Genomic DNA, 21,824 nt, shown 5'->3' on the forward strand with positions numbered 1-21,824 from the left:
TAGCTGAGTGTAGATTTTTGTTGCTTAACAGGATATGAATATGAAAGGTATAATAAGTATTATTATACCGTTTGAATAACTTAACAATTGTAGTAGTGTATTGGAGTTGAAATGAATCAATTTATTAATTTGCTTCTACAGTTAGGATTTATTGAGAATGATTAATTTAAAGAGGTGAATGGAATGAATACTAATGTTCAAAAAGAGTTAAATCAATTAGTAGATAAAATGACTTCCTCTCTTTCTGATGTTAATAAAATTATTTTATTTGGGTCTCATGCTTACGGTATGCCTAATGAGGATAGTGATTTTGATTTGTGTGTAGTGGTTGATGGTATTGGTAAGAGGAAAAGAGAAGCCTTAAAGAAATTGAATTTAAGTATATTCGATGTAATGAAAACACCAGTCGATTTACTTGTTTACGGTTCTGAAGAATTTAATGAGCGTTCTGGTAATCCTGTAACAATGGAATACAAGATTGCTGAAGAAGGTAAGGTATTGTATGAAAAATTTCAGTGAGGCAAATTTATGGTTTGAAATTGCAGATTCAGATCTTAGAGCTTCTAATCATTTATTGTCTTTAATACCTATTCCTTTTGCAATTATCTGTTATCATTGTCAACAGTGTGCTGAGAAATATCTAAAGGGGTATTTAACGCTTAAAGGAACTCATCCGCCTAAAACGCATAATTTATTGCTGTTAGCAAAGGAATGTGCTGAATTTAATATGGAATTCAATGATTTGATAGATGATTGTGCAGAGTTAAATAGTTATGCGATTGAAGTCAGATATCCTTATTTTGAAGAACTTAATAAAACAGACGTATCGCAAGCTATAAAAAGTGCGGGGAATATTAAAAGTTTTGTTTTAGAAACAATTAAATAGTAGAGGATGAATAAAACGGTATGGACATTGCCAACCGTTTTTTTTTATGAATTTATAAAACTTTTCCATACAGTGCGTCGTCTAATATATGGGAAGGAGGAAATAATGTGGATGAATTAACGGTAGAAGCGTTTGAAATAGAAGATAAGGAGGACCTTATCGATGAAATAATGAACAAGTATGGACAAGAAGTCTTACAGCTTGTGTATTCATATGTGAATAACAAAGAGGTTGCGGAGGATTTAACGCAAGATATATTTGTGAAATGCTATAAATCTCTTCATACATACAAAGGGAAATCAAATGTGAAAACGTGGTTGTGGAGAATTGCCATTAATCATTGTAAGGACTATTTAAAAAGTTGGTATAACAAAAAGGTCATCGTTACAGAAGATGAATCTACTTTTATGGGGAGTCAAAAAGAAAGTGTTGAACAAACGGTTATTCAAAATGCAGAGGACCATAGGTTGGCTTCTGCAGTAATGAATTTACCGATAAAATATCGAGAAGTCATTTATCTATTTTATTATGAAGAATTATCAATTAAAGATATTGCTATTGTAATAGAAGTGAAGGAAAACACGATAAAAACAAGACTGAAAAAAGCGAAGGAACTTTTGAAGAAAGGATTGGAGGAATAATCAAATGGAAGATCGATTAAAAGGCCTGCGAAAATCAATGGAGAATACAACGTTTAAACATTTGAGTTTTTCTAATCAGCATCGAAAGCAGGTGCGCGAAAAAATCAATGCATCATACGAAAATGAAGAAGACATCTCTTTAGCGGTTTTACAACTTCTTATGAATGAAAAAACAGGGTACGAACTGGGGCAGCTATTGCGAGGGAGAGGAATTCAAAAATTCGAAGGAAATGAAGGTTTTTTATACACTTTATTACACCGCTTGGAACAGAATCGTTTTATCCAATCAAGTTGGGATCATGCAGGGGCGAAATATTATCAATTAAATGATAAAGGAAGAAAGATGCTACGAAAGGCAGAGAAAGATTCTACAAAGGCACGGTTTATATTAAAAGGCTTAGTACAGGAGTGAGGCGGAATTGAATAAAAAAGGGGAGCGTTTTTTAAAAGAAGTTACGAACCATATTAAATCAAAAGAAGCGAAGGACTTAGTGGCAACGGAACTAGATTTTCACTTGAAACAGGCGAAGAATATGTGGATAGAGAAAGGCTTAAGTGAGGAAGTTGCTGAAGATAAGGCTGTTGAACAAATGGGAAGTCCGGTCAAACTTGGGCAAGAGCTTAACAAACTGCATAAGCCAAAGGTTGATTGGTTCTTAATTGGTTTATTAGTGGCTGCGATGGGGCTAGGATTTTTGCCAATTATAGCTTTTGGACATGCTGAATTATTAATGAATAAGATGATATTTGTAATTCTCGGCGTTGCAACAGCGATTGGGCTGATGCTACTTGATTATCGGAGATTAGAGAAACTCGGGTGGCTGTTTTATACAATTGGAGTACTTATCTTGTTAATGATAAAATGTTTTCCGACTGCTTCTTTGAATGGAGAACCATTAATGAAAATTGGTTCCATAACAATTGATTGTTTAATGACAATACCATTCTTTTTTCTAGCCTGGGCTTCATTTTTTAATAACAGTAGATTAAAGTTTATACATCTTCTCATGTTGTACGTATTTTCTTTATATCTATTTCTAACTACATCAACTCTTTTACCAATTTTCATCTACATCACGATGGTATTCGTTATGCTTTGGTGGAGTAGGCTAGGAAAGAAAACGGCATGGCTCATTACAATGTTACCAATTTGTTTCTTTATTATCAGGGATTTATTTTCCTGGTCTGCCGTAAAAGAATACCGGATAGCTAGAATTTTAGGATTTTTAAACCCAGAACATGATCAATGGTATTTACGTTTAAAAGAGGCAATGTCATCGGCAGGTTGGTTTGGTACATATGGAAATATAAAGTCTATCCCTGCTACGCATACTGATTTTGTATTTGCAAGTTTAACTTATTATTATGGATATGTGCTTACGCTAATTCTTGTCTTAATTCTTTCTCTTTTTGTAGTAAGAATAATGGTTATATCTTATAAAATAAATGATCGATACGGTAAATTGCTTCTCGTTGGTGGAGTAACTCTTTTCGTATTCCATTTCGTTTATAACGTTGGCATGATCCTTGGGATATTACCGCGTGTTTCTATATCATTACCCTTTATTAGTTACGGCTTGATACCAACTTTGTTTCACGCATTTATAATGGGAATCGTGCTAAGTGTATATCGACGTAAAGATATTTCATTTAGAAGGAAAAAGACACCTTGATACTTATATAAGTTGTATATAAAAGAATTCATTATTATGATCAAGTATAAACGTAAATAGATAGTAGTGGAGGGTTATGACAAATAACCCTCTTGTTGTATTTAAATAAGTGAACTAGCCTCAATAGAAATACATAATTCAGAACGAGAAATTGATTCAGCTAGTTGTTGTAAATATAAGTATTCTTTCGCATCTTTTTCGGAAGTGTTAGGATCTAATAAAGGTGAAGAAAGAAGTACATCAATTGTAAGTATGTCTGAATCATGAGAAGAGATATTATAGCCCGCAAATACAGGTCGTTTTAAGTCTTTTACTTTTTGAATCATCTTATGGAATTTCGTAACACTTATATTAATTTTGGCTAATGGAAAGCATTTTTGGATAGGGTTCTCGATGGTCTTTCTAATTTTATAATCGTATACGTAATAGTACTTCTCTTGCTGTTCAAGTGATTGTAATTCTTTCGTTAATAAGTGGTATTTGTCTGTAAGTCCAGTTGTGAGTGCATCATTTTCTGCGCCAACTAATAAGGTGAAAGGTCTTGATGATGAGATTGAAATGGTGCGGACGTTTAGTTCGGTAAAAGTGGGATTAGATTGTAAAATGGTATGTAATTTTTCGGTAGAAAAATCACCGTCATAAATAGCAATGAAATAATGATTCATTTTTCCACTCCTTGTTTTTTTCTAAAATGATATATTCTATTTTAAAGTTGTAAATCCTGCATAAAAAAGAAACACCTTGATTAATATCAAGGTGTAATAAGTTCAAAACTCTCCGTATCAGCCCCAAGTACAAAAGGACTAACCTCACCAACGCTATAAAGCTGTAACTCATGCATTGCGCGCGTACAAGCAGTGTAGAACAATCTACGAAGGCTTGCATCACTGTACACATCTTGAGAGGCATTGTAAATAATAACAGCGTCAAATTCGATACCTTTCGCCAAATAAGCAGGGATAACAACAATGCCTTGCTCATATTCGGCTGAGTTACTTTTCACGAGTTTTATATTCTCGATATGACTGAGTGCTTCGTAGGCAGCGGCGCTTTCAGCTGCAGATTTACATATAATTGCGATCGTATTGTGCTGTTGTTCTTGTAGTTCAGCAACTTTGGAAGTAATACAATTATGCAGTTCGCTGTAATCAGAAACTTTAGTCACTGTAGGTTTCTCGCCGTCACGTTCAAATGCGTGAATGTTCTTTCCTTCAGGTACGAGATCCCGTGTAAATTCAATAATCGGTTTTGTTGAGCGATAGCTACGAGTTAAGTTAATGCCGTTCGTTTCATCTGGTCCGTATAAGCTAGTAAGTGTATTGAAATTCACTGTTTCACTTGCATGAGCGAATATCGCTTGGTTAAAGTCGCCGAGTACCGTCATTTTTGCGGCAGGGAAGAGGCGTTTTAAAAACTCGAATTGAAATGGAGAATAATCTTGTGCTTCGTCTACGAGTATATGTTTAATGGACCTGTTCGTTTGGAAGCCTTCAATTAATTCTTTTAAAAGTAAAAATGGAGTCGCATCCTCGTAATATAGCTTTCCTTCATCTAGCATGTTTACTGTTAATGAGCAAATATCATCCCATTCTTTCGGTTTTTTCCCAGTAACCCATGATGCATCTGTGAAGAGTTGTTTATATATGCCTGTAAAATTGATGAAACGCAATGTTTGAACGCCTTTACGAAGCGGCTTCAATTTTTTGCGGACAATCATACGTCCGAGTACTTTCGTTTCTTGTTCATAATCATTAAAGGAATTGTCGTCAAAATCGCCTTTTTTCTGTAAATATTTATAAGCTTTTTGATATTCATCTTTACTAAGTAATTCAATTTCTTCTTCTACCCAAGGCTTTTTCAGTTCTGCTTTTTCAATTGCGTCTATTTGTTTGTTTAGCCAATCCGTTAACTTCTCAATTCGATTATGGAACCGGAGGGAGGAATCAGTATTATAAAATTGCTCTGTGATTTCTTTAGCAGAGGCAATCAGTTTCCCTCTAAATTTCATTCCTCTAAATAGCATGCCTGAAGATTCAAGAGATTGTCTGTACGCTCTAATCATCTCAAAAAATTGAGTAGATGCTTTAAATCGAATGCTTGTATTTCTAGTTTTATAATTTGCGCTATTCGTTTCAGTTAGCATATATTCTAATTGCTCATAAGGATCCTCAACATCAAATGACTTACTTAGTCTATGGTTTAAATATTCTTGGAATGTGACTTGCTGCATATTTTCTTCGCCGAGTTCAGGTAGTACGTTAGATACGTAACTATTGAACATCGAGTTAGGGGAGAAGAGAATAATTTGATCTGCTTTTAGCCATTCGCGATATTTATATAGTAAATAGGCGATTCGTTGCAGGGCAGCTGACGTTTTACCACTACCAGCAGCTCCTTGAACGATAAGTAGTCGCCCTTCATCGTGACGGATAATTTCATTTTGCTCGCGCTGAATCGTAGCAACAATACTTTGCATATGTTTGTTTGTTCCTTTTCCGAGCGCTTGTTGCAGGATTTCATCTCCAATTGTGAGGCTCGTATCGAACATAGAATCAATCTCGCCATTTTGAATAATATATTGTAATTTCTTCTCCACATTGCCTCGGATTACGCCTCCCGGTGTGCTGTACTCAGCCGGTCCTGGTGGATAATCGTAGTAAACACTTGAAATTGGTGCGCGCCAATCGTATATAAGAAAATTTTCTCCGCTTGCATCGGTAAGTGTAGCAACGCCGATATAAATTTGCTCTGCGCCAGATTCTCCTTCTTCTTTGAAATCGATTCGTCCGAAGTAAGGTGCTTTATGCATACGGCGTAGTGCGGCAAGTCGATTAAAGGTGTGCTTATGGGTGATTTGTGTTACGGCTAGTGACTGAGCTTGTTGTCTTAAGTTGATAACTGTTTCAAGATAATCGTCAAAAGTATCAGTGTTAACTTTTACATCATCCCAGAAGTGTTTACGAATGTTGATTACTTCTGCCCGGCGTCTGCCAGTGTCACTTTCCAGTTTATCAATTTGCTCCGTAATAGTTTCTATTACGCTATCCAATCGTTTTTGCTCTTGATCAAGTTTTTTGTTCATACGTAAGCACTCCTTTAAAAGTGAAAAATAGAGGTTGACTGAAGATGTGTTTTGGTGTAAAATTAAGATACGGATAAATACATTCTCTTGTTTTTTAAGAATGCGTTTCTGTACTAATTTAACATAGTTTTTTAATTTAATCAATGATAATGAGATAAACCTTGGTTCCGTGTGTGATGGAATCGAGGTTTTTTGTGTTGAATGGAGTAAGGTGGAGGAGTATATCGATTTATCGGCAAAAAACTACTACAAAATAAAAAAGCTTGGGATATCCCAAGCTTTTTTCACTTCATTATTTCTTTGCGTCTTTTTTATCGTCAGCTTTTGGTTCTTCGAAAAGATCTTTCAAATCTTTATCGTCAACTTTTACGTCAGCTTTTTTGATTTCTTTCATCATAAGATCGTTCATAAATTGAGCGTCTTGTGTTTTTTCTTGAACTACTTCTTTTTTGATGTCAGCTTTTGCTTGATCGAAAGTTTTGTCAGCATGAGTATCAGTTACTTTAATGATATGGTAACCATGCTGTGTTTTTACTGGTTCACTTACTTCGTCTTTTTTCAGCTTACGAGCAGCTTCATCGAATTCTTTAACCATTTTATCTGGTCCGAAGAATCCTAAGTCGCCACCTTTTTCTTTTGAACCTGGATCTTCAGAGTACTTTTTCGCTAACTCTTCGAAAGATTTACCTTGTGCAAGTTCTTCTTTCACTTTTTTGGCAGTCTCTTCATCTTTTACAAGAATATGGCTTGCTTTAATTTCTTGCTTATAGTTTTCATATTTTGCTTTTAAGTCTTTATCAGTGATCGATTTTTCAATTGCTTGTTCTTGAGCTAATGAAGCGCGAACACCATTTTTGACTGTTTCTTCTTTAAGACCTTGTTGTTTCATTAGTGTATCGAATTGGTCACCGACTTGCTTTTTCATTTCATCGAACTTTTTGTCTACTTCTTTTTCATCGACTTTGTAGTTTTTAATAAGTACTTTTTCCATAACCATGTTATTTAGTACTTGTTTACCAGCTTGTGTCTTCATTTGATTGTAGAACTCTTCTTTAGTGATGTCACCAGCTTTAGATGTAACAATTTTGTCTGATGATGATGTTCCACATGCTGATAATGCGATTACACTTGTTGCGGCTAAGGCAAGCATAGCTTTCTTCATTCAATAAACACTCCTACTATTATGTATTTTTAATTTATCCCGTACAAATGAAGAAACGCCTTATGATAGGTTATTTTCGTTCATAAGAACCTGATTAAGTCTCACTGATGTCTTTGCTTTTTTTTATATGTAAAAGCACGCTTAACAGGGCTTACCTAGGCTTTAGGATAAAGTTTAGATGCGTGTCGTTTATTTCATAGTATAAGCAATATGTACAAAATTTAATATATCATATTTCGACGGGTTTTCCTATTGATAAAGAAATTTTAACCAGTTTGTGTCAGATTTTGAAAGGGTACCATATTGGGCGTATGTCGCATATATAGAAAAGAGGAGGGGATGGGGGATGAATTCTCAACTTATTTTATTACTTGTACTGTTTATTTTATTGGTTATAGTAGGTATAATTTGCTTATAGAGGAAAAAAATGAGGAAGGGGCTTTCCTTCCTCACTTTCCATGGAATATAATTTCTATATAACTAGAAATTAATAGAATGGTAATACATACATTAATAACTCGAAAGACACCGGGCTGGCGGCTCGCAGATATTTGTTTTCGCTCACACAGTGTATGTGTCATGAAATTCGTGTAAAATATAACAAGAAGTGCGAATGCAACAAAAACAACGGTTATAAGAGTCATGAGGCGAGACCTCCTTTTGGCTAAAATACATATACTTTATATATTGTATCATACGATATTTTGTTCGTGTTACAAAATTCAGAAATAGAAGACTTTGTGTTAGGAAGCGAGGGAGAAAATGGACGTTGTAAGAAGACTAGAACAAGCTGAATATTACGTAGACCTACTATTTAAAATGATTGATGAAGAAAAGTGTCCATTTTATTCTTTAATCATAAAGAAAAAAGCTCGTAAAAAAGACATTGAACGTATACTAAAACTTTGTGAAAAGCTGAACGAACAATATGTAGTGGAGAAAGCAGAAGGCCTTCTATTGTTTGATGCGCTGTTAGATCAATTTGAAAAAGCGCTTCCACATCAGCTCGAAGTAAACGAAACTGCGGAAGCGCTAGCAAAACAGGGTTTATTTGTGCCACTTATGAATGAATTCTTACGCATGATTGCGAAAGGATAAATAGATTATTTCTTAACTAATTTTTGATCGGTCTCCGTAAAGTTCTCCTCAATATTCTCTAATGATTTCTCAAAAATATCGATGAAGTCCTGTCCGTAAATATTGCGAAGGATCGCAATAAGTTCGATATTTTCTGGGAACTTACCGTAAAAATTACGAAGTTCAAGTGCCCCATTAAAAACAGAATTATTTTCAGGGTCATACTCCTCCATTAAGCGAAGTAGTAATTCTTCCCCTTTGTCTGTAATTTCAATGTACGTATTTCGTTTATCATCTTCTTTTTTAGAGAATACAAGATAGCCGCGTTCTTCTAACTTTTTAGAGAAGTTAAACGCCGTTGATACGTGCATAACTCCAAACTTAGCAATTTCAGAAATAGAAGCCCCTTTTAAATGATAAGCGATTGATAAAATATGATGCTCGTTAATGTTTAAATCATAAGGTTTAATCCATTGTTGCCAATCTTTCTCTACGCATTTCCATAACGCTTTTGATAATTGAGCAATACGTTGGCTGAAAATCATCGCTTCTTTTACCGAGTAATCTTTTTCTCCACTTTTCATTTACTCACCCACTTTAACATTCTTTTTTCATTATTATCTATTATGCCAGTAAAATAAAAATTAATAAAGTCTTTTTGTGAGAATTGTGAAAATTTTTCGGAAAAATAACATTCTATACAAATCATGCATATCTATGGAAGCGTTTTATGAGTCAAGAATACATGTGTTGTCTTTACATGTTAAGGGATAACATATATTGTAAATGCATAAAAACACGGCATATCTATGTGATATGCCGTGTTGAGGTCAATTCTTATGAAAAATATTTGTTATATGCAAAAAACTAAGCAGGAATATGTTTACGCTTTTTCTGGAACGGCTTCTTGTAGTTTCTCAATTGACTTTTGAATGTCTAAAATTTCTTTTTCAATATGTCGTTTGTTTTGAGAAATATCTTGTTTCCAGTTAGAAAGAGTGTCATGCATATCGTCTTTTAGTTCTTGGAATACTTCTTTACCTTCTGAAGCAGTTTCAACGATTTGACGCTTTAATAACTTTGTATCAGCTGTAATATCAGCTAATGTCTTTTTAATATCAGTCCCTTTTTCTTTCAGCTTACCACGCATAGCTTTACCAGAAGAAGGAGTTGAGAAAAGAACGGCTAGACCAGCAACTGCTCCGCCGCAAAGTACACCTGTAATAAAGGATTTAGCTTTTGACATAAAAGGAAACCTCCTTATTTTTTGTTCGTATTCATGATGTATAAAAGTGTGCATATCTTTAAGACAAGGGGAAGAAAAGCGAGCTTTTCTCTCTTGTACATGCTATGCACAAAAAAACATACCCCGGCATTTTTTGTGAAGAAACAAGCCATACAATAAATGCCAGAGGAATCGGCTTGTTATGTATTACTTCTTATTATAGTGGCACTATTTCACACTATTTGCAATTGTACTTGCGATGTTTTGTAAATTTTCCATTGTATATTCATTTTGGTGTGATTTCCAAACAGCACCGAAACCATCGTTTTCACCGTAGCGTGGAATTAAATGAAGGTGGAAGTGGAATACAGTTTGTCCAGCTTTCTCGCCGTTATTGTTAAGCAAGTTGAAACCAACTGGATTAAATTCTGCTTTCATTGCATTTGCGATTTTTGGAACGACAGCAAAAATATGTGATGCGATTTCTGGCGTTAACGCAAAAATGTCTTGTTTGTGTACTTTCGGAATAACAAGAGTATGTCCTTTTGTTACTTGACTAATATCTAAAAATGCGAGTACATGTTCATCTTCGTATACTTTTGAGCAAGGGATTTGCCCATCAATGATTTTACAAAAAATACAATTGTCCGCTGTATGATTCATCGATCTCATCCTTTCAAATAGCCTTAGCCGTATTTTACCATAATTACATAGGAGAACAAACACGAAAAACAGGAAGCTGACTCAGCTTCCTGTTTTCTGAAGAGGGATTGAAAAAGCATTTTTTATAATTTACGGTTCGCAGACACCTCATTTATATAAGAAATGCACGGTAAATCGGCTAAAGTTTCTGCCGTAGACACCCCATTTTCAAGTGAAATGAATTGCAATCTTTTTTTAAAATGAAATTGTTTATTTTTTAAAACAGTATATGCTCTTTCGGAGACACCCCGTTTCGAAAATGAAACAAATTATCTGGTTATGTGTAAATTTCATTGTCCAACTTGGACACCCCATTTCATGATGACTTCACTATGTTGTTGTACTCATCAATTGGTGGTTGCTTTTTCAATGTGTTCCTTCTTCACTAATTATGATGTCCGCTTTCGTAAAAATATATGCCAAGAAATTTAAATTTTTTTTAAAAGACATCGATACTATGTAGTGCACCATGATTTTTGGTAAGATGAATATATACATTTCTTACAAAAGAGAATGAATATAAATGAAGAAAGTGGTGTCGTATGAGCGAGTTATTGCGTGTAGAAAGTGTTACAGGAGGATATACGAAACGACCTGTACTGCAAAATGTTTCGTTCTCTGTTAATAAAGGCGAACTTGTCGGCTTAATCGGTTTAAATGGAGCTGGTAAAAGTACGACAATTAAACATATCATCGGTTTAATGGAGCCGAAAAAAGGAACTGTCACAATTAACGGAAAAACAATTCGTGATGATATGACAGCGTACCGTTCTAGTTTCTCCTTCATTCCAGAAACGCCAGTATTATATGATGAGTTAACGTTAGAAGAGCATTTAAAATTAACAGCGATGGCGTACGGTGTAGATGAAAAACAATATGAAGAACGCGTAGGACAATTATTACAAGAGTTTCGCATGAAAAATCGTTTGAAATGGTTTCCGTCTCATTTCTCAAAAGGGATGAAACAAAAAGTGATGATTATGAGTGCATTTTTAGTTGAACCATCACTTTACATTGTGGACGAACCTTTCGTTGGGCTTGATCCGTTAGCGATTCAATCACTCCTTCAAATGATGGATCAAATGAAAAAGAGCGGTGCGGGCATCTTAATGAGCACACATATTTTAGCGACGGCAGAGCGCTATTGTGATTCATTCATTATTTTGCATCAAGGTGAAGTGAGAGCGATGGGAACATTATCAGAACTTCAATCCGGATTTAATATGCCTGGTGCAACGTTAGATGATATTTATATTGCATTAACAAAGGAAGAAGATTATGAATAGCACAGCGTTATGGAAAGAACGATTTCGGCACTTTCTAAAAGAAGTTCGTACATATAGTAAATACGTATTTAATGATCATTTGAAATTTATTTTCGTATTTATCATCGGTGCAGGAGCGTATTATTACCAGCAATGGTTACAAACGTTAACACCTTCGTTCCCGACAGCGATTGTTATGGCAGTCTTACTGGGCCTTGTATTAACAGCTGGATCAATCCAAACGTTATTAAAAGAAGCAGACCTCGTTTATTTACTGCCAGTTGAAGAAAAGTTAAAGCCTTACTTTACAAAGGCATTTCTCTTTACGTTTATGATTCAGTTATACATAATCGCAATGGTAGCAGCTGCGCTTGCCCCGTTATATTTCCAGCAAATGAAACAAACAGGAGCGGCGTACATATGGCTTGTAATCGCGTTTGTCATTGTAAAGGCGTGGAATTTATTTGTAGCGTGGGAAAAATCATTTTTAACAGATCAAAGCGTTCAAAGAGCCGATTGGTTCATTCGTTTTATTTTAAACGGCTTATTTGTGTATTTCCTTGTAGAACGTACTTCAGTCATTTTTACTGGTGTAATTGTCTTTTTAATGGTTCTATACCTTGCTGTTATGTATCAAAAGGTGAAGGGAAAGCCACTGAACTGGGAGTATTTAATTTCTGAAGAAGGTAAAAAAATGATGCTGCTGTACCGCATTGCGAATATGTTCGTTGATGTACCAGCGTTAAAAGAGAGAGTATCACGCCGAAAATGGCTTGATTTCGTTCTTTCGATGATTGGTGAGAAACGTACATATTTATACTTATATACGAGAACATTTTTAAGGTCAGGTAACTATTTCGGATTATATGTGCGCCTGCTCGCTCTTGGCGGGATTATTCTTTACTTCATCCCATTTTTATATGGACGCTTTATCGTAAGTCTTATTTTCTTATACTTAATCGGCTATCAGCTATTAACCCTTTGGAAACATCACCGCATGAAAATTTGGCTTGATTTATATCCAGTAGGGGGAGATGAGAAGAAGAAAGATTTTCTTACTTTATTAAATGCGATTCTCATCATCGGTAGCGTTGTGTTTACAGTTATATTTGCACTTGCGACGAAAGATTTCATCATGACCGGCATTTTATTTGTAGTAAGCATATTATTTAGTATTGGTTTCGTTTATCAATACGGTGCGAAACGCATTGAGCGTTTAAACTGAAAGGAATGAACCTATGATTACATATGAAGAGAAGGTTATAAAAGAATTGGAGCAGTGGAAAGCTACATTCATGAAGGATTCTTCTATGATGACACGGTTCTCTAAAAAAGTGCAGACGAAAGTGCAACAACTAGTGCCCGCGAAAGTGCAAAAGGTACTAACAGAAACGATTCGGATGATGGTGCAAACAATTAGTGCTGGATCAAACTTCATAAAACCGAAGCTAAAAGAAACGAACTGGTCACTGCAAAGACGAGATGATGAAGTACGTAAAAAAATGGATGAGTACAAAAAAGTCGCAGCGGCAGAAGGGGCTGGAACGGGAGCAGGTGGTATTCTCCTCGGTCTTGCTGATTTTCCGCTTCTACTTACCATTAAAATAAAATTTTTATTCGATGCAGCAACATTGTACGGATTCGATACGAGTAAAAAAGAAGAGCGCCTTTTTATCCTTCACGTTTTCCAACTTGCTTTTTCGAGTGATGATCACCGAAAAGAAGTATGGAAAGCAATCGAAACGTGGGATACAGAAGAAGAAAATCATATGGACTGGGAAAAGTTCCAAACAGAGTACCGAGACTATATTGATTTAGCGAAAATGCTGCAGCTCGTCCCGATCATCGGTGCCCCGGTCGGCGCGTATGCGAACTATCAATTACTGCAAAGGCTTGGGGAAGTGACGATGAATTGTTATCGTATGCGATTGCTGAATAGAAATTAATTTGCGTTAAAAAAAGCATCCTAAATTACACATTTAGGATGCTTTTTTTATTTTTATTCATATTTTTTATTTTTTTACCAATAATATACAAATAAAGTTACTTGAGCTTACTTTACTGTATTTAGGGGTGCAAAATATGAAAGTATCAATATTTATTACTTGTGTTGCAGATGTTTTTTATCCAGAAGTAGGGAAAGATGTTGTGGAAATTCTTGAAGATTTAGGGTGTGAAGTTGATTTTCCAAAAACTCAAACTTGCTGCGGACAACCTGCTTATAATAGCGGGTATGTGAAAGAAACAAAAACAGCTGCAAAACATATGATTGAAGCCTTTGCTAGTTCAGAATATGTTGTGGCACCATCGGGGTCTTGCGCTATGATGGTTCACGAGTTTTCTAGCTTATTTTCTGAAAGTGAAGCAGAGTGGAAGAAAAAAGCTACTGAACTTGGAAATAAAACATATGAATTCACACAATTTCTTGTTGAAGTATTAGGAAAAGAAGACTTAGGTGCGGAGCTTCATAAAAAAGCAACTGTTCATACATCTTGTCATATGAGCCGATTAATGGGGATTAAGGAACCGCCGCAAAAATTATTAAAATGTGTAAAGGGACTGGAAGTTGTTTCACTGCCGCATAATTATGATTGCTGCGGATTTGGAGGGACATTCTCAGTGAAAATGCCAGAAATATCTGAGCAAATGGTTGAGGAAAAAGTAAAGCATATTATGGAAACCGGTGCGGAATTGTTAATTGGGATGGATTGTAGCTGCTTAATGAATATAAAAGGACGTTTAACACGTAATGGTTATCCAATTGATGTAAAACATATTGCTCAAGTATTAAATGAAGATCGAAAATAAGAGGGGGATATAGAGATGGGAATGAAAATTGGGAACGATCCCTTTCATAAGCGTACTGAAACAGGCATTGGAGATCAATTTATGCGACAGGCTGTCAGGAAAGCGCAAGATGGTCTTAGAATCAAGAAATTAAAAGCTACTGAGAGTCTTGGGAATTGGGAGGAATGGCGAGCTTTAGGAGAAGAAATTCGAAAGCATACATTAGAAAACCTTGATTATTATTTATATGAGCTGAGTGAAAATATTGAGAAAAACGGTGGTTTTGTTTATTTTGCAAAGACTGCAGAAGATGCAAGGGAATATGTAAAAGAGATTGTAAAAAAGAAAAATGCGAAAAAAATTGTGAAATCAAAATCTATGGTAACGGAAGAGATTAGTTTAAACGAAGCGATTGAAGAAGCTGGAGCGGAAGTGTTAGAAACAGATCTTGCTGAATTTATTCTACAAGTGAACGACCACGATCCTCCCTCGCATATTGTTGTTCCGTGTCTTCACAAAGATAAAGAACACATTTGTGAAATATTTAAAACAAAGTTAAATTACACTGGAACATCTGACCCTACGGAAATGGCGAGGTTTGTAAGAGATTATTTACGTGATGATTTTTTTGCAGCGGATATAGGGGTGACTGGATGTAACTTTGCTGTTGCAGAGTCTGGGTCAATTTCTATCGTAGCAAACGAAGGAAATGCAAGACTTACGACGACACTTCCGAAAACGTTAATTACAGTTATGGGGATGGAACGTATCGTTCCGACGTGGGAAGAGCTTGATGTTTTAGTAACACTGCTATGCCGAAGTTCTGTAGGACAAAAGTTAACAAGTTATATTACAGGGTTAACTGAGCCGGGCGGGACAGATGGACCTGAGGAATTTCATTTAGTCATTGTTGATAATGGCCGTTCTGATATTGTAGGAACAGAATTCCAAAGTGTCCTTCAGTGCATTCGTTGCGCGGCATGCATTAATGTGTGTCCTGTATACAGGCATATTGGTGGACATGCATATGGCTCTATTTATCCAGGACCAATTGGAGCTGTGTTGACACCGCTTTTAGGGGGATATGATGAATATAAGGATTTACCTTATGCATCTAGCCTTTGTGGTGCTTGTACAGAAGCGTGTCCAGTGAAAATCCCGTTACACGACTTATTAATTAAACATCGCAGCCGCATTGTAGAAGAAAAACAATCACCCGTAGCTTGGAACGTGGCTATGAAAGGTTTTGAAAAAGCGGTGAAGAGTCCTAGACTATTTTCTTTTGCAGCGAAGAGCGCTCCGTATGCATTAAAACCTCTTGCAAAAGGAGATAAGATCGAGCGCGGCATTGGGCCGTTAAAAGCTTGGACGGATGCGAGAGATTTTCCAGTTCCGAAAAAACAACCGTTTCGAGAGTGGTTTGAAAAACACGTAAAGGAGAACGATGATGGCAATCCAAAATCGTGAGGAATTTTTACTCCAATTATCAGAAAAGCTTGGTAGGAAACGTCCAGAGGCAGTGAAAAAACCAAACTGGTCTGTTTCCCCGCAGTGGAATGTTTTTGACGGACTTTCGCAAGACGAACTTGTATTACAGTTAATGGAGCACTGTGAAGTAATTCATACAGAAGTGAAGCGAACAACAAAGGAAAATCTTGTTGAAACATTGGGGTCTTTTATAACAGATTGGAATATCAAATCTGCTATGTATGCGAATGATGAGCGCTTTAACGAGTATGGTCTTACTCCACTTTTCAACAATGAAGGCACAACACATTTTCGTGCATGGGGATTAGATGATAAAGAAGAGGACATAGCATTTGCGAAAGCTGCTGACCTTGGTATTACGTTCAGCGATATGACCCTGGCAGAATCGGGAACCGTTGTGCTTTTTAATGACGGGTTAAAAGGAAGGCATGTTAGTTTGCTTCCAGAGTCATATATTGCAATCGTTCCTAAAAGTACGATCGTACCAAGGTTAACCCAAGCTACAAAACTGATTCATGATCAAAGTAAAGCGGGAGAAAACCTGCCGGCTTGTGTGAACTTCGTTTCTGGTCCATCAAATAGCGCGGATATTGAAATGAACCTTGTCGTAGGTGTACATGGGCCGATCCGGACAGCGTATATTATTGTGGATGATCAATAATGAAACACACATGATGTATAAGAATGCTGAAAATAGAAAGCACTGGCTGTATTAACGGCCAGTGCTTTCTATTTTGCGTACCCTTGTGAAAGTTAAAGACCAAGTCCACTGTAGCTGACTCCAACTATGACTAATATGATAAAGAGCACAATGAGTAATATATAGCCGCTACTAACGCCCTTACCATCTTGTCCAGCTTCACCGCCGCCGCTACCACCTTTACCGCCAAATCCCATATGAATGTCCTCCTTATTGCTATATATTGTTTATACTTTTCTAGATGCATCAAGAAGTTCCTTTTAAAACTCTAATTAACTTGCAAATCGTTCCTTTTTATTTTACAATTTATTTACCGACCGGTAAGTAAAAATGAGTGAGGTACAGTATGACAAAGAATTTACAAACATCGCAGAACATTGTAGAGGCATCATTTAAATTAATGGCAGAGCACGGCATCGAGAAGATGAGTCTTTCAATGATTGCAAAAGAAGTTGGCATATCAAAGCCAGCTATTTATTATCATTTTCCATCTAAAGAAGCATTAATTGATTTTTTATTTGAAGAAATTTTTTCTGGATATCAATTCGTGGGTTACTTCGATAAAGACCAATATACGAAAGAAAACTTTGCAGAAAAATTAATTGCAGATGGTTTACATATGTTGTCGGAGTATAGAGGTCAAGAAGGTATATTACGCGTTATAAATGAATTCATCGTAAGTGCGACGCGAAATGAAAAGTATCAGAAGCGCTTATTTGAAATACAAGAAAATTTCTTAAATGGATTCCACGATTTATTGAAGCAAGGTGTGGAACTTGGTGTTGTGTCAGAAAATGGAACAGAAGAAAACGCGCATACGTTAGCGCTCGTTATTGATAATATGAGTAATTACATATTAATAGGATTCCAGTTAAAGTATAAAGAAATTTGGATTCGAAATGTGAAAAACGTAATGAAGGAGGACTAAAGATGAAAATGCAAAAAAACTGGTGGCTTGGTTTTCTTGGATTTGTGGGAGTGTATAAAATCCCAGGTATGATTGAAGCTTTTCAAGCGGATAAAGGTTGGTTTGCATTAATCGGTTTCGTGTGGTTACTTTGGTTCGGATATTTTATTCCTGAGAAGAAAGATAATTGAATTTCAATTTTCTGTAAAGTTATGTAAAATAAAACTTGAGAGTATTCATATATTAGATTAATAGATTTGGAGTGGTTACATGGATCCATTGAAAAATGAAATTCATCCTGACATGGTTAAGGTGTGGAAAATTCGTGCTGTAATTGAAGAAGGGATAGGTATTCTCGTCATCCTAGTATACCTTTTCCTCATGATAAAGTTTGACTGGTGGGCGTGGATTTTGTATGTGCTGATCGGGTTAACAGTTGCACTTGCACCATTTGAGTACTTCGTATTCCCAAAACTTCGTCAGCGTTATTATAGCTACCAACTAAATGAAGAAGAACTTGAAATTCAGCACGGTCTTTTCGTTGTAAAGCGCGTATTAGTACCGATGATTCGTGTACAGCACGTAACGATTGAACAAGGGCCAATTATGAGAAAACATGGATTAGCAGAATTACATATTTCAACAGCGGCAACTTCTCATAGTATTCCAGGCTTAACGATGTATGAAGCGGAAATGTTAAAAACGAGAATCGCAGAATTAGCGAAAGTGAGTGATGAGGATGTATAAGAGGCAGCATCCCATTACGATGTTATTAGAATTAAAAATAACAGACTTTATACCATTACTTATTTTCATGTTTAGTTTAAATGGAAAGTTTCCATTTTGGTATTTAATTCCCGCTGGATTCGGTTTACTCACCGTCTTTTCAGCATTTGAGAAATGGTATTACACAACATATTGGGTTGAAAATAACGTATTACATGTTAAACAAGGGCTCTTTGTGAAGAAGGAGAGCTACTTAAATAAAGAACGTGTTCAAACGATTAATACAAGTTCTAACGTGTTATATCAAATGCTCGGTTTAAAGAAAATTCAAATCGAAACAGCTGGCGGAGGCGATGATGCAGAAGTAAGCCTAGCTGGTATTACGGAAGATGAGGCGAAGGAGCTTATTTCCTTACTAAATGAGCCAACTCCAGAAGTGAAAGCAGAAGAAACGTTAGACGAAGTAGTAGAAAAAGAAGTCATCACAGAGGAAAAGCAAGCGACAGAGTACAAATTAACTTTGAAAGAAATTTTATTAGCATCTGTTACATCTGGTCAATTTGGATTATTATTTTCCTTAATATTTTTTGTGTATCATCAAGTAGATGAGTATATTCCGAAATGGATCAAACATAGAGTAGAGTCTTATGTTATGGACCATGATATATATGGTTGGATTTATATGGTAGCTATTTTACTTGTCCTTTCTTGGATTATATCTACAATTGGCTACGCATTAAAACATGGGAATTTCACGGTGAATCGAAAAAATGATGAAGTGCGTATTTCTCAAGGTTTGCTTGAAAGGAAAGAGCTTGTACTAAAGTTACACCGTATTCAAGGTATTACGATAAAAGAAGGTATTTTACGTCAGATGTTCGGTTATTGTGCTGTACAAGTAGAAGTCATTCAAAGTAAGGGAATGGGAGAAGAGAAGGACAAAGTTACACTGCATCCGATTATTCGAAAGGATCGTGTGCAAGATTTACTTGTACATTTACAATTACCATACGAACTGAATACAAACATTATTTCATTACCAAAAGCAGCATTGCGCCGTTATTTAATAGATAGTTTTTTACTCTTTGCTATGCTGGCAATTCCGATTACAGGAATAAGCATATACTTTGAAAAGTATTTCATTATGTGGGCTTTATTACCGCTCGCTATCCTTATCTTTACACTTGGATACGCAACATTTAAAACAAATGGTTACAGTGTAAATGGAGAGCAAATTACAATTGTATATCGTAGTGTTGGAAAATATACAGGGCTTGTAAGAAGAAGACACGTCCAATCAATTGAAAAGACACAGTCATATTTCCAGCGCCGAGCGGGTTTATGTACTTACAAGTTTTCTAGTGCATCATCGAATTATAAACTAGAGCATATAAGAGTAGAAGATGCAGAGAGAATGCAGGATTGGTATAAGAAGAGAATATGTGGGGATTAACTTGAAAAGGCTTGCCTATTATGAAAGGCAGGCTTCTTTGTTATAGAGAAATAAGTAGCTTGTAATCGGACTAGGTTTTCTTTAGTTTAATCCATATATTCGTACAACTACAGTGCACATTTATTAATATGTATTAGAAAAAAGGTAGTACGCTTCTATTTCTAGAAATTTTGTGGAATTTTTGATATAAATGGTATACTAAAATAGAAATAGTATTAGGAGGTTATATATGATAAGTCAGTTGAAAAGAGAAGCACTTGATGCATTAAAAGGAAAATGGGGATTAGCGGTAGGGGCAACCTTATTACTTGGAATCCTTATTGGAGCTGTTGAACTTCTAACCACAGGTGTTTTCTCAATGTTTTGGGGTTGGCAAGAAGCAAGTGATTCGCTTGCAGTAAGTATTATTGCAATGCTTATTATCGGCCCGTTAACAACGGGTGCCTATTACCTTGTTTTAAATGTAATTCGTGGGACTAATGCTAGTATCGGTCATTTATTTAGATGGTTTAGCGATGGAAGTAAGTTTATGAAGGCATTTTTAACATATTTACTAATGTATGTATACGTAATTCTATGGACATTACTTCTTATTATTCCGGGTATTATTAAATCATTTTCTTATTCTATGACGTATTTTATTTTGAATGATCATCCAGAATATACAGCGAATCAAGCAATTACCGAAAGTCGCCGTATGATGAACGGGCATAAAATGGATTACTTTTTACTATGCTTAAGTTTCCTTGGCTGGTTCATTTTAAGTATTCTTACTGTAGGAATCGGTTTTTTATGGTTAGCACCTTATTTCTACTCGACATCGGCAGCATTTTATGAAGAGATTTCAAAAGAATATTATAAAACAGAAGGTACTACTTTCTAATAAAGCATCTAAACCACCTCCCCTAAAGAATATAGGGAGCGGATGGTTTAGATGTTTTGATATGTATTCTGTTTTTGGGGTTCACTTCAAAACTCTTCCCTCTATGTTTTATCATAGAGGGTTATTTTTTTATATAAAAATGATAGGAAATAATGAATAATATATATGGAAGAAAAAAGTGAGGTGAATGAGATTGAGTAAATTTTTAATTCCGTATTCCTTTTCTGTATTAAGTTTCTTTATTTCAGTAACGGTACTTGATTTATATGATAGGATGGGAAAAACTAATGAGATGACTTCGCCGACCATACTTGGAAAGGTAATTCAATCTACTGCGCAAATGGGAGTCCTTACATTGTATTTCGGAGTACCTATCATTTTAGGTGGATGTCTTCTTGGTGAGCTATTGTTTAGAGGTATCATTTTACGATTTAAACTAAGCTATATTACATCTTTATTATTATATCTACTTTTAGCTTTTAGTATTGTTTTCGTAACGGTAGGGATTCCAACTGCATATGAAAATCGTAGTACTTTTTTCATGGGAATAACTATGATTTGCGCTGTTACATTCTTTGTGGGTCGGGATATATGTGAGAAAAAACAAGTTAGTAATGGAATGGGAAAATGAAATACACGTGTCCATGTTGCGGATATAAAACATTAGAAGAAGAATCGCCAGGTACATATGAAATTTGCAGTATATGTTATTGGGAAGATGATGAGGTTCAGTTTAACGATCATGACTATGAAGGTGGGGCAAATGAAGCTTCGCTAAGACAAGCACAGAAAAATTTCATTGCGTTTGGCGCTTGCGAGGAATGTTGTGTGGGATTAGTTAGAAAGCCGACTAGTGAAGATGTGAAGGATGTTAGTTGGAAGCAAATTTGTTAAGCAGCTTATAAATAAAAAATGTTATTACTCCATTCAACAGGAGGAATAACATTTTTTATTTAGTACTGAAAGAATTACAGTTGTCTAATAAGGAAAATCAATAAAGATGATAAAATAATAGGAAAAGCTAAACTAGTAAATCCTATTCATGGATATATTAGGAATGAATATAAAAGTATAGATGTATAGTCAACGTTGTGTATTTGATGTTATCATATTGTGATATGGAAATTTTTAATAGAAGAAGCAACTAACAATTTAAAGGTAGTGAAG

General features: G+C 35.5%; 27 protein-coding genes. 19 read left to right on the forward strand and 8 right to left on the reverse strand.

Annotation, left to right across the window (positions count from 1 at the left end; genetic code table 11):
- The first annotated feature begins 183 nt into the window (after window positions 1-183).
- From KPL75_RS19285 to KPL75_RS19305, 5 genes are all read left to right on the forward strand, one after another.
- The gene (locus KPL75_RS19285) at window positions 184-519 is read left to right on the forward strand and encodes a nucleotidyltransferase domain-containing protein (RefSeq protein WP_002087180.1); all 336 of its coding nucleotides are present in this window, start codon (window positions 184-186) and stop codon (window positions 517-519) included.
- The gene (locus KPL75_RS19290) at window positions 503-886 is read left to right on the forward strand and encodes a HEPN domain-containing protein (RefSeq protein WP_002150089.1); all 384 of its coding nucleotides are present in this window, start codon (window positions 503-505) and stop codon (window positions 884-886) included. Before KPL75_RS19285 ends, KPL75_RS19290 begins: the two co-directional genes overlap by 17 nt.
- Window positions 887-993: 107 nt before the next feature.
- Complete coding sequence (locus tag KPL75_RS19295) at window positions 994-1,527, forward strand: sigma-70 family RNA polymerase sigma factor (protein WP_219917380.1); 534 nt, start codon at window positions 994-996, stop codon at window positions 1,525-1,527.
- 4 nt (window positions 1,528-1,531) lie between these two features.
- Window positions 1,532-1,939, forward strand: coding sequence for a PadR family transcriptional regulator (locus KPL75_RS19300; RefSeq protein WP_219917381.1), 408 nt, complete (start codon window positions 1,532-1,534; stop codon window positions 1,937-1,939).
- A 7-nt stretch (window positions 1,940-1,946) separates the two neighbouring features.
- The gene (locus KPL75_RS19305) at window positions 1,947-3,200 is read left to right on the forward strand and encodes an FtsW/RodA/SpoVE family cell cycle protein (protein ID WP_219917382.1); all 1,254 of its coding nucleotides are present in this window, start codon (window positions 1,947-1,949) and stop codon (window positions 3,198-3,200) included.
- A 101-nt stretch (window positions 3,201-3,301) separates the two neighbouring features.
- Here KPL75_RS19305 and KPL75_RS19310 read toward each other — a convergent pair whose 3' ends face one another.
- The 4 genes from KPL75_RS19310 to KPL75_RS19325 all read right to left on the reverse strand — a co-directional run bounded on the left by KPL75_RS19310 (window position 3,302) and on the right by KPL75_RS19325 (window position 8,088).
- Window positions 3,302-3,865, reverse strand: a complete 564-nt coding sequence (locus KPL75_RS19310) for a hypothetical protein (protein WP_219917383.1) — start codon at window positions 3,863-3,865, stop codon at window positions 3,302-3,304.
- An 86-nt stretch (window positions 3,866-3,951) separates the two neighbouring features.
- Window positions 3,952-6,282 (reverse strand): RNA polymerase recycling motor HelD, encoded by a 2,331-nt coding sequence (helD, locus tag KPL75_RS19315; protein ID WP_219917384.1) that lies wholly within the window; start codon window positions 6,280-6,282, stop codon window positions 3,952-3,954.
- Window positions 6,283-6,574: 292 nt separating this feature from the next.
- Complete coding sequence (gene prsA, locus KPL75_RS19320; RefSeq protein ID WP_219917385.1) at window positions 6,575-7,444, reverse strand: peptidylprolyl isomerase PrsA; 870 nt, start codon at window positions 7,442-7,444, stop codon at window positions 6,575-6,577.
- 449 nt (window positions 7,445-7,893) lie between these two features.
- Window positions 7,894-8,088, reverse strand: coding sequence for a hypothetical protein (locus KPL75_RS19325; protein ID WP_000172692.1), 195 nt, complete (start codon window positions 8,086-8,088; stop codon window positions 7,894-7,896).
- A gap of 118 nt (window positions 8,089-8,206) precedes the next feature.
- Between KPL75_RS19325 and KPL75_RS19330 the strand changes: the two genes are divergently transcribed.
- Window positions 8,207-8,542 (forward strand): DUF1878 family protein, encoded by a 336-nt coding sequence (locus KPL75_RS19330; RefSeq protein ID WP_219917386.1) that lies wholly within the window; start codon window positions 8,207-8,209, stop codon window positions 8,540-8,542.
- A gap of 5 nt (window positions 8,543-8,547) precedes the next feature.
- Here the strand turns inward: KPL75_RS19330 and KPL75_RS19335 are convergent, their stop codons facing one another.
- The 3 genes from KPL75_RS19335 to KPL75_RS19345 form a co-directional block, all read right to left on the reverse strand.
- Complete coding sequence (locus KPL75_RS19335) at window positions 8,548-9,105, reverse strand: HTH-type transcriptional regulator Hpr (RefSeq protein ID WP_219917387.1); 558 nt, start codon at window positions 9,103-9,105, stop codon at window positions 8,548-8,550.
- Between the two features lie 299 nt (window positions 9,106-9,404).
- Window positions 9,405-9,767, reverse strand: a complete 363-nt coding sequence (locus KPL75_RS19340) for a YtxH domain-containing protein (protein ID WP_002011120.1) — start codon at window positions 9,765-9,767, stop codon at window positions 9,405-9,407.
- 207 nt (window positions 9,768-9,974) lie between these two features.
- Window positions 9,975-10,409: an HIT family protein gene (locus tag KPL75_RS19345; RefSeq protein WP_001016832.1), complete on the reverse strand. Its 435-nt coding sequence runs from the start codon at window positions 10,407-10,409 to the stop codon at window positions 9,975-9,977.
- 581 nt (window positions 10,410-10,990) lie between these two features.
- On the opposite strand from KPL75_RS19345, the gene ecsA reads away from it, so the two are divergent.
- The 6 genes from ecsA to KPL75_RS19375 all read left to right on the forward strand — a co-directional run bounded on the left by ecsA (window position 10,991) and on the right by KPL75_RS19375 (window position 16,649).
- The gene (ecsA, locus tag KPL75_RS19350) at window positions 10,991-11,734 is read left to right on the forward strand and encodes an ABC transporter ATP-binding protein EcsA (RefSeq protein ID WP_219917388.1); all 744 of its coding nucleotides are present in this window, start codon (window positions 10,991-10,993) and stop codon (window positions 11,732-11,734) included.
- On the forward strand, window positions 11,727-12,938 hold the full coding sequence (locus KPL75_RS19355) for an ABC transporter permease (protein WP_219917389.1): 1,212 nt from the start codon (window positions 11,727-11,729) through the stop codon (window positions 12,936-12,938). Before ecsA ends, KPL75_RS19355 begins: the two co-directional genes overlap by 8 nt.
- A gap of 13 nt (window positions 12,939-12,951) precedes the next feature.
- Window positions 12,952-13,659, forward strand: a complete 708-nt coding sequence (gene ecsC / locus KPL75_RS19360; RefSeq protein WP_219917390.1) for an ecs operon protein EcsC — start codon at window positions 12,952-12,954, stop codon at window positions 13,657-13,659.
- Between the two features lie 136 nt (window positions 13,660-13,795).
- The gene (locus KPL75_RS19365; RefSeq protein WP_098322975.1) at window positions 13,796-14,521 is read left to right on the forward strand and encodes a (Fe-S)-binding protein; all 726 of its coding nucleotides are present in this window, start codon (window positions 13,796-13,798) and stop codon (window positions 14,519-14,521) included.
- Between the two features lie 15 nt (window positions 14,522-14,536).
- Window positions 14,537-15,967, forward strand: coding sequence for a LutB/LldF family L-lactate oxidation iron-sulfur protein (locus KPL75_RS19370; protein WP_219917391.1), 1,431 nt, complete (start codon window positions 14,537-14,539; stop codon window positions 15,965-15,967).
- Window positions 15,948-16,649 carry a LutC/YkgG family protein gene (locus KPL75_RS19375; RefSeq protein ID WP_219917392.1) on the forward strand — a complete coding sequence of 234 codons (702 nt, stop codon included), beginning with the start codon at window positions 15,948-15,950 and terminating at the stop codon, window positions 16,647-16,649. Before KPL75_RS19370 ends, KPL75_RS19375 begins: the two co-directional genes overlap by 20 nt.
- A 92-nt stretch (window positions 16,650-16,741) precedes the next feature.
- Here the strand turns inward: KPL75_RS19375 and KPL75_RS19380 are convergent, their stop codons facing one another.
- Window positions 16,742-16,885: a YjcZ family sporulation protein gene (locus KPL75_RS19380; protein ID WP_219917393.1), complete on the reverse strand. Its 144-nt coding sequence runs from the start codon at window positions 16,883-16,885 to the stop codon at window positions 16,742-16,744.
- A 149-nt stretch (window positions 16,886-17,034) separates the two neighbouring features.
- Here KPL75_RS19380 and KPL75_RS19385 point away from each other — a divergent pair, with 149 nt between their 5' ends.
- The 7 genes from KPL75_RS19385 (at window position 17,035) to KPL75_RS19415 (ending at window position 21,551) form a co-directional block, all read left to right on the forward strand.
- Window positions 17,035-17,616, forward strand: coding sequence for a TetR/AcrR family transcriptional regulator (locus KPL75_RS19385; protein WP_219917394.1), 582 nt, complete (start codon window positions 17,035-17,037; stop codon window positions 17,614-17,616).
- Window positions 17,617-17,618: 2 nt separating this feature from the next.
- Window positions 17,619-17,786 carry a hypothetical protein gene (locus tag KPL75_RS19390; RefSeq protein WP_171903096.1) on the forward strand — a complete coding sequence of 56 codons (168 nt, stop codon included), beginning with the start codon at window positions 17,619-17,621 and terminating at the stop codon, window positions 17,784-17,786.
- A 79-nt stretch (window positions 17,787-17,865) separates the two neighbouring features.
- A complete protein-coding gene (locus tag KPL75_RS19395) occupies window positions 17,866-18,342 on the forward strand; it encodes a PH domain-containing protein (protein WP_219917395.1) in 477 nt (158 codons plus the stop codon).
- Window positions 18,335-19,774 (forward strand): PH domain-containing protein, encoded by a 1,440-nt coding sequence (locus KPL75_RS19400; protein WP_219917396.1) that lies wholly within the window; start codon window positions 18,335-18,337, stop codon window positions 19,772-19,774. The genes KPL75_RS19395 and KPL75_RS19400 overlap by 8 nt, the downstream gene beginning before the upstream one ends.
- Window positions 19,775-20,003: 229 nt before the next feature.
- A complete protein-coding gene (locus KPL75_RS19405) occupies window positions 20,004-20,657 on the forward strand; it encodes a DUF975 family protein (protein WP_219917397.1) in 654 nt (217 codons plus the stop codon).
- Window positions 20,658-20,850: 193 nt separating this feature from the next.
- On the forward strand, window positions 20,851-21,288 hold the full coding sequence (locus tag KPL75_RS19410) for a hypothetical protein (RefSeq protein WP_219917398.1): 438 nt from the start codon (window positions 20,851-20,853) through the stop codon (window positions 21,286-21,288).
- Complete coding sequence (locus KPL75_RS19415; protein WP_002150054.1) at window positions 21,285-21,551, forward strand: CPCC family cysteine-rich protein; 267 nt, start codon at window positions 21,285-21,287, stop codon at window positions 21,549-21,551. The genes KPL75_RS19410 and KPL75_RS19415 overlap by 4 nt, the downstream gene beginning before the upstream one ends.
- Window positions 21,552-21,824 lie beyond the last annotated feature (273 nt).

The sequence above is a fragment of the Bacillus sp. NP247 genome (assembly GCF_018966865.1).
Lineage (GTDB): Bacteria > Bacillota > Bacilli > Bacillales > Bacillaceae_G > Bacillus_A.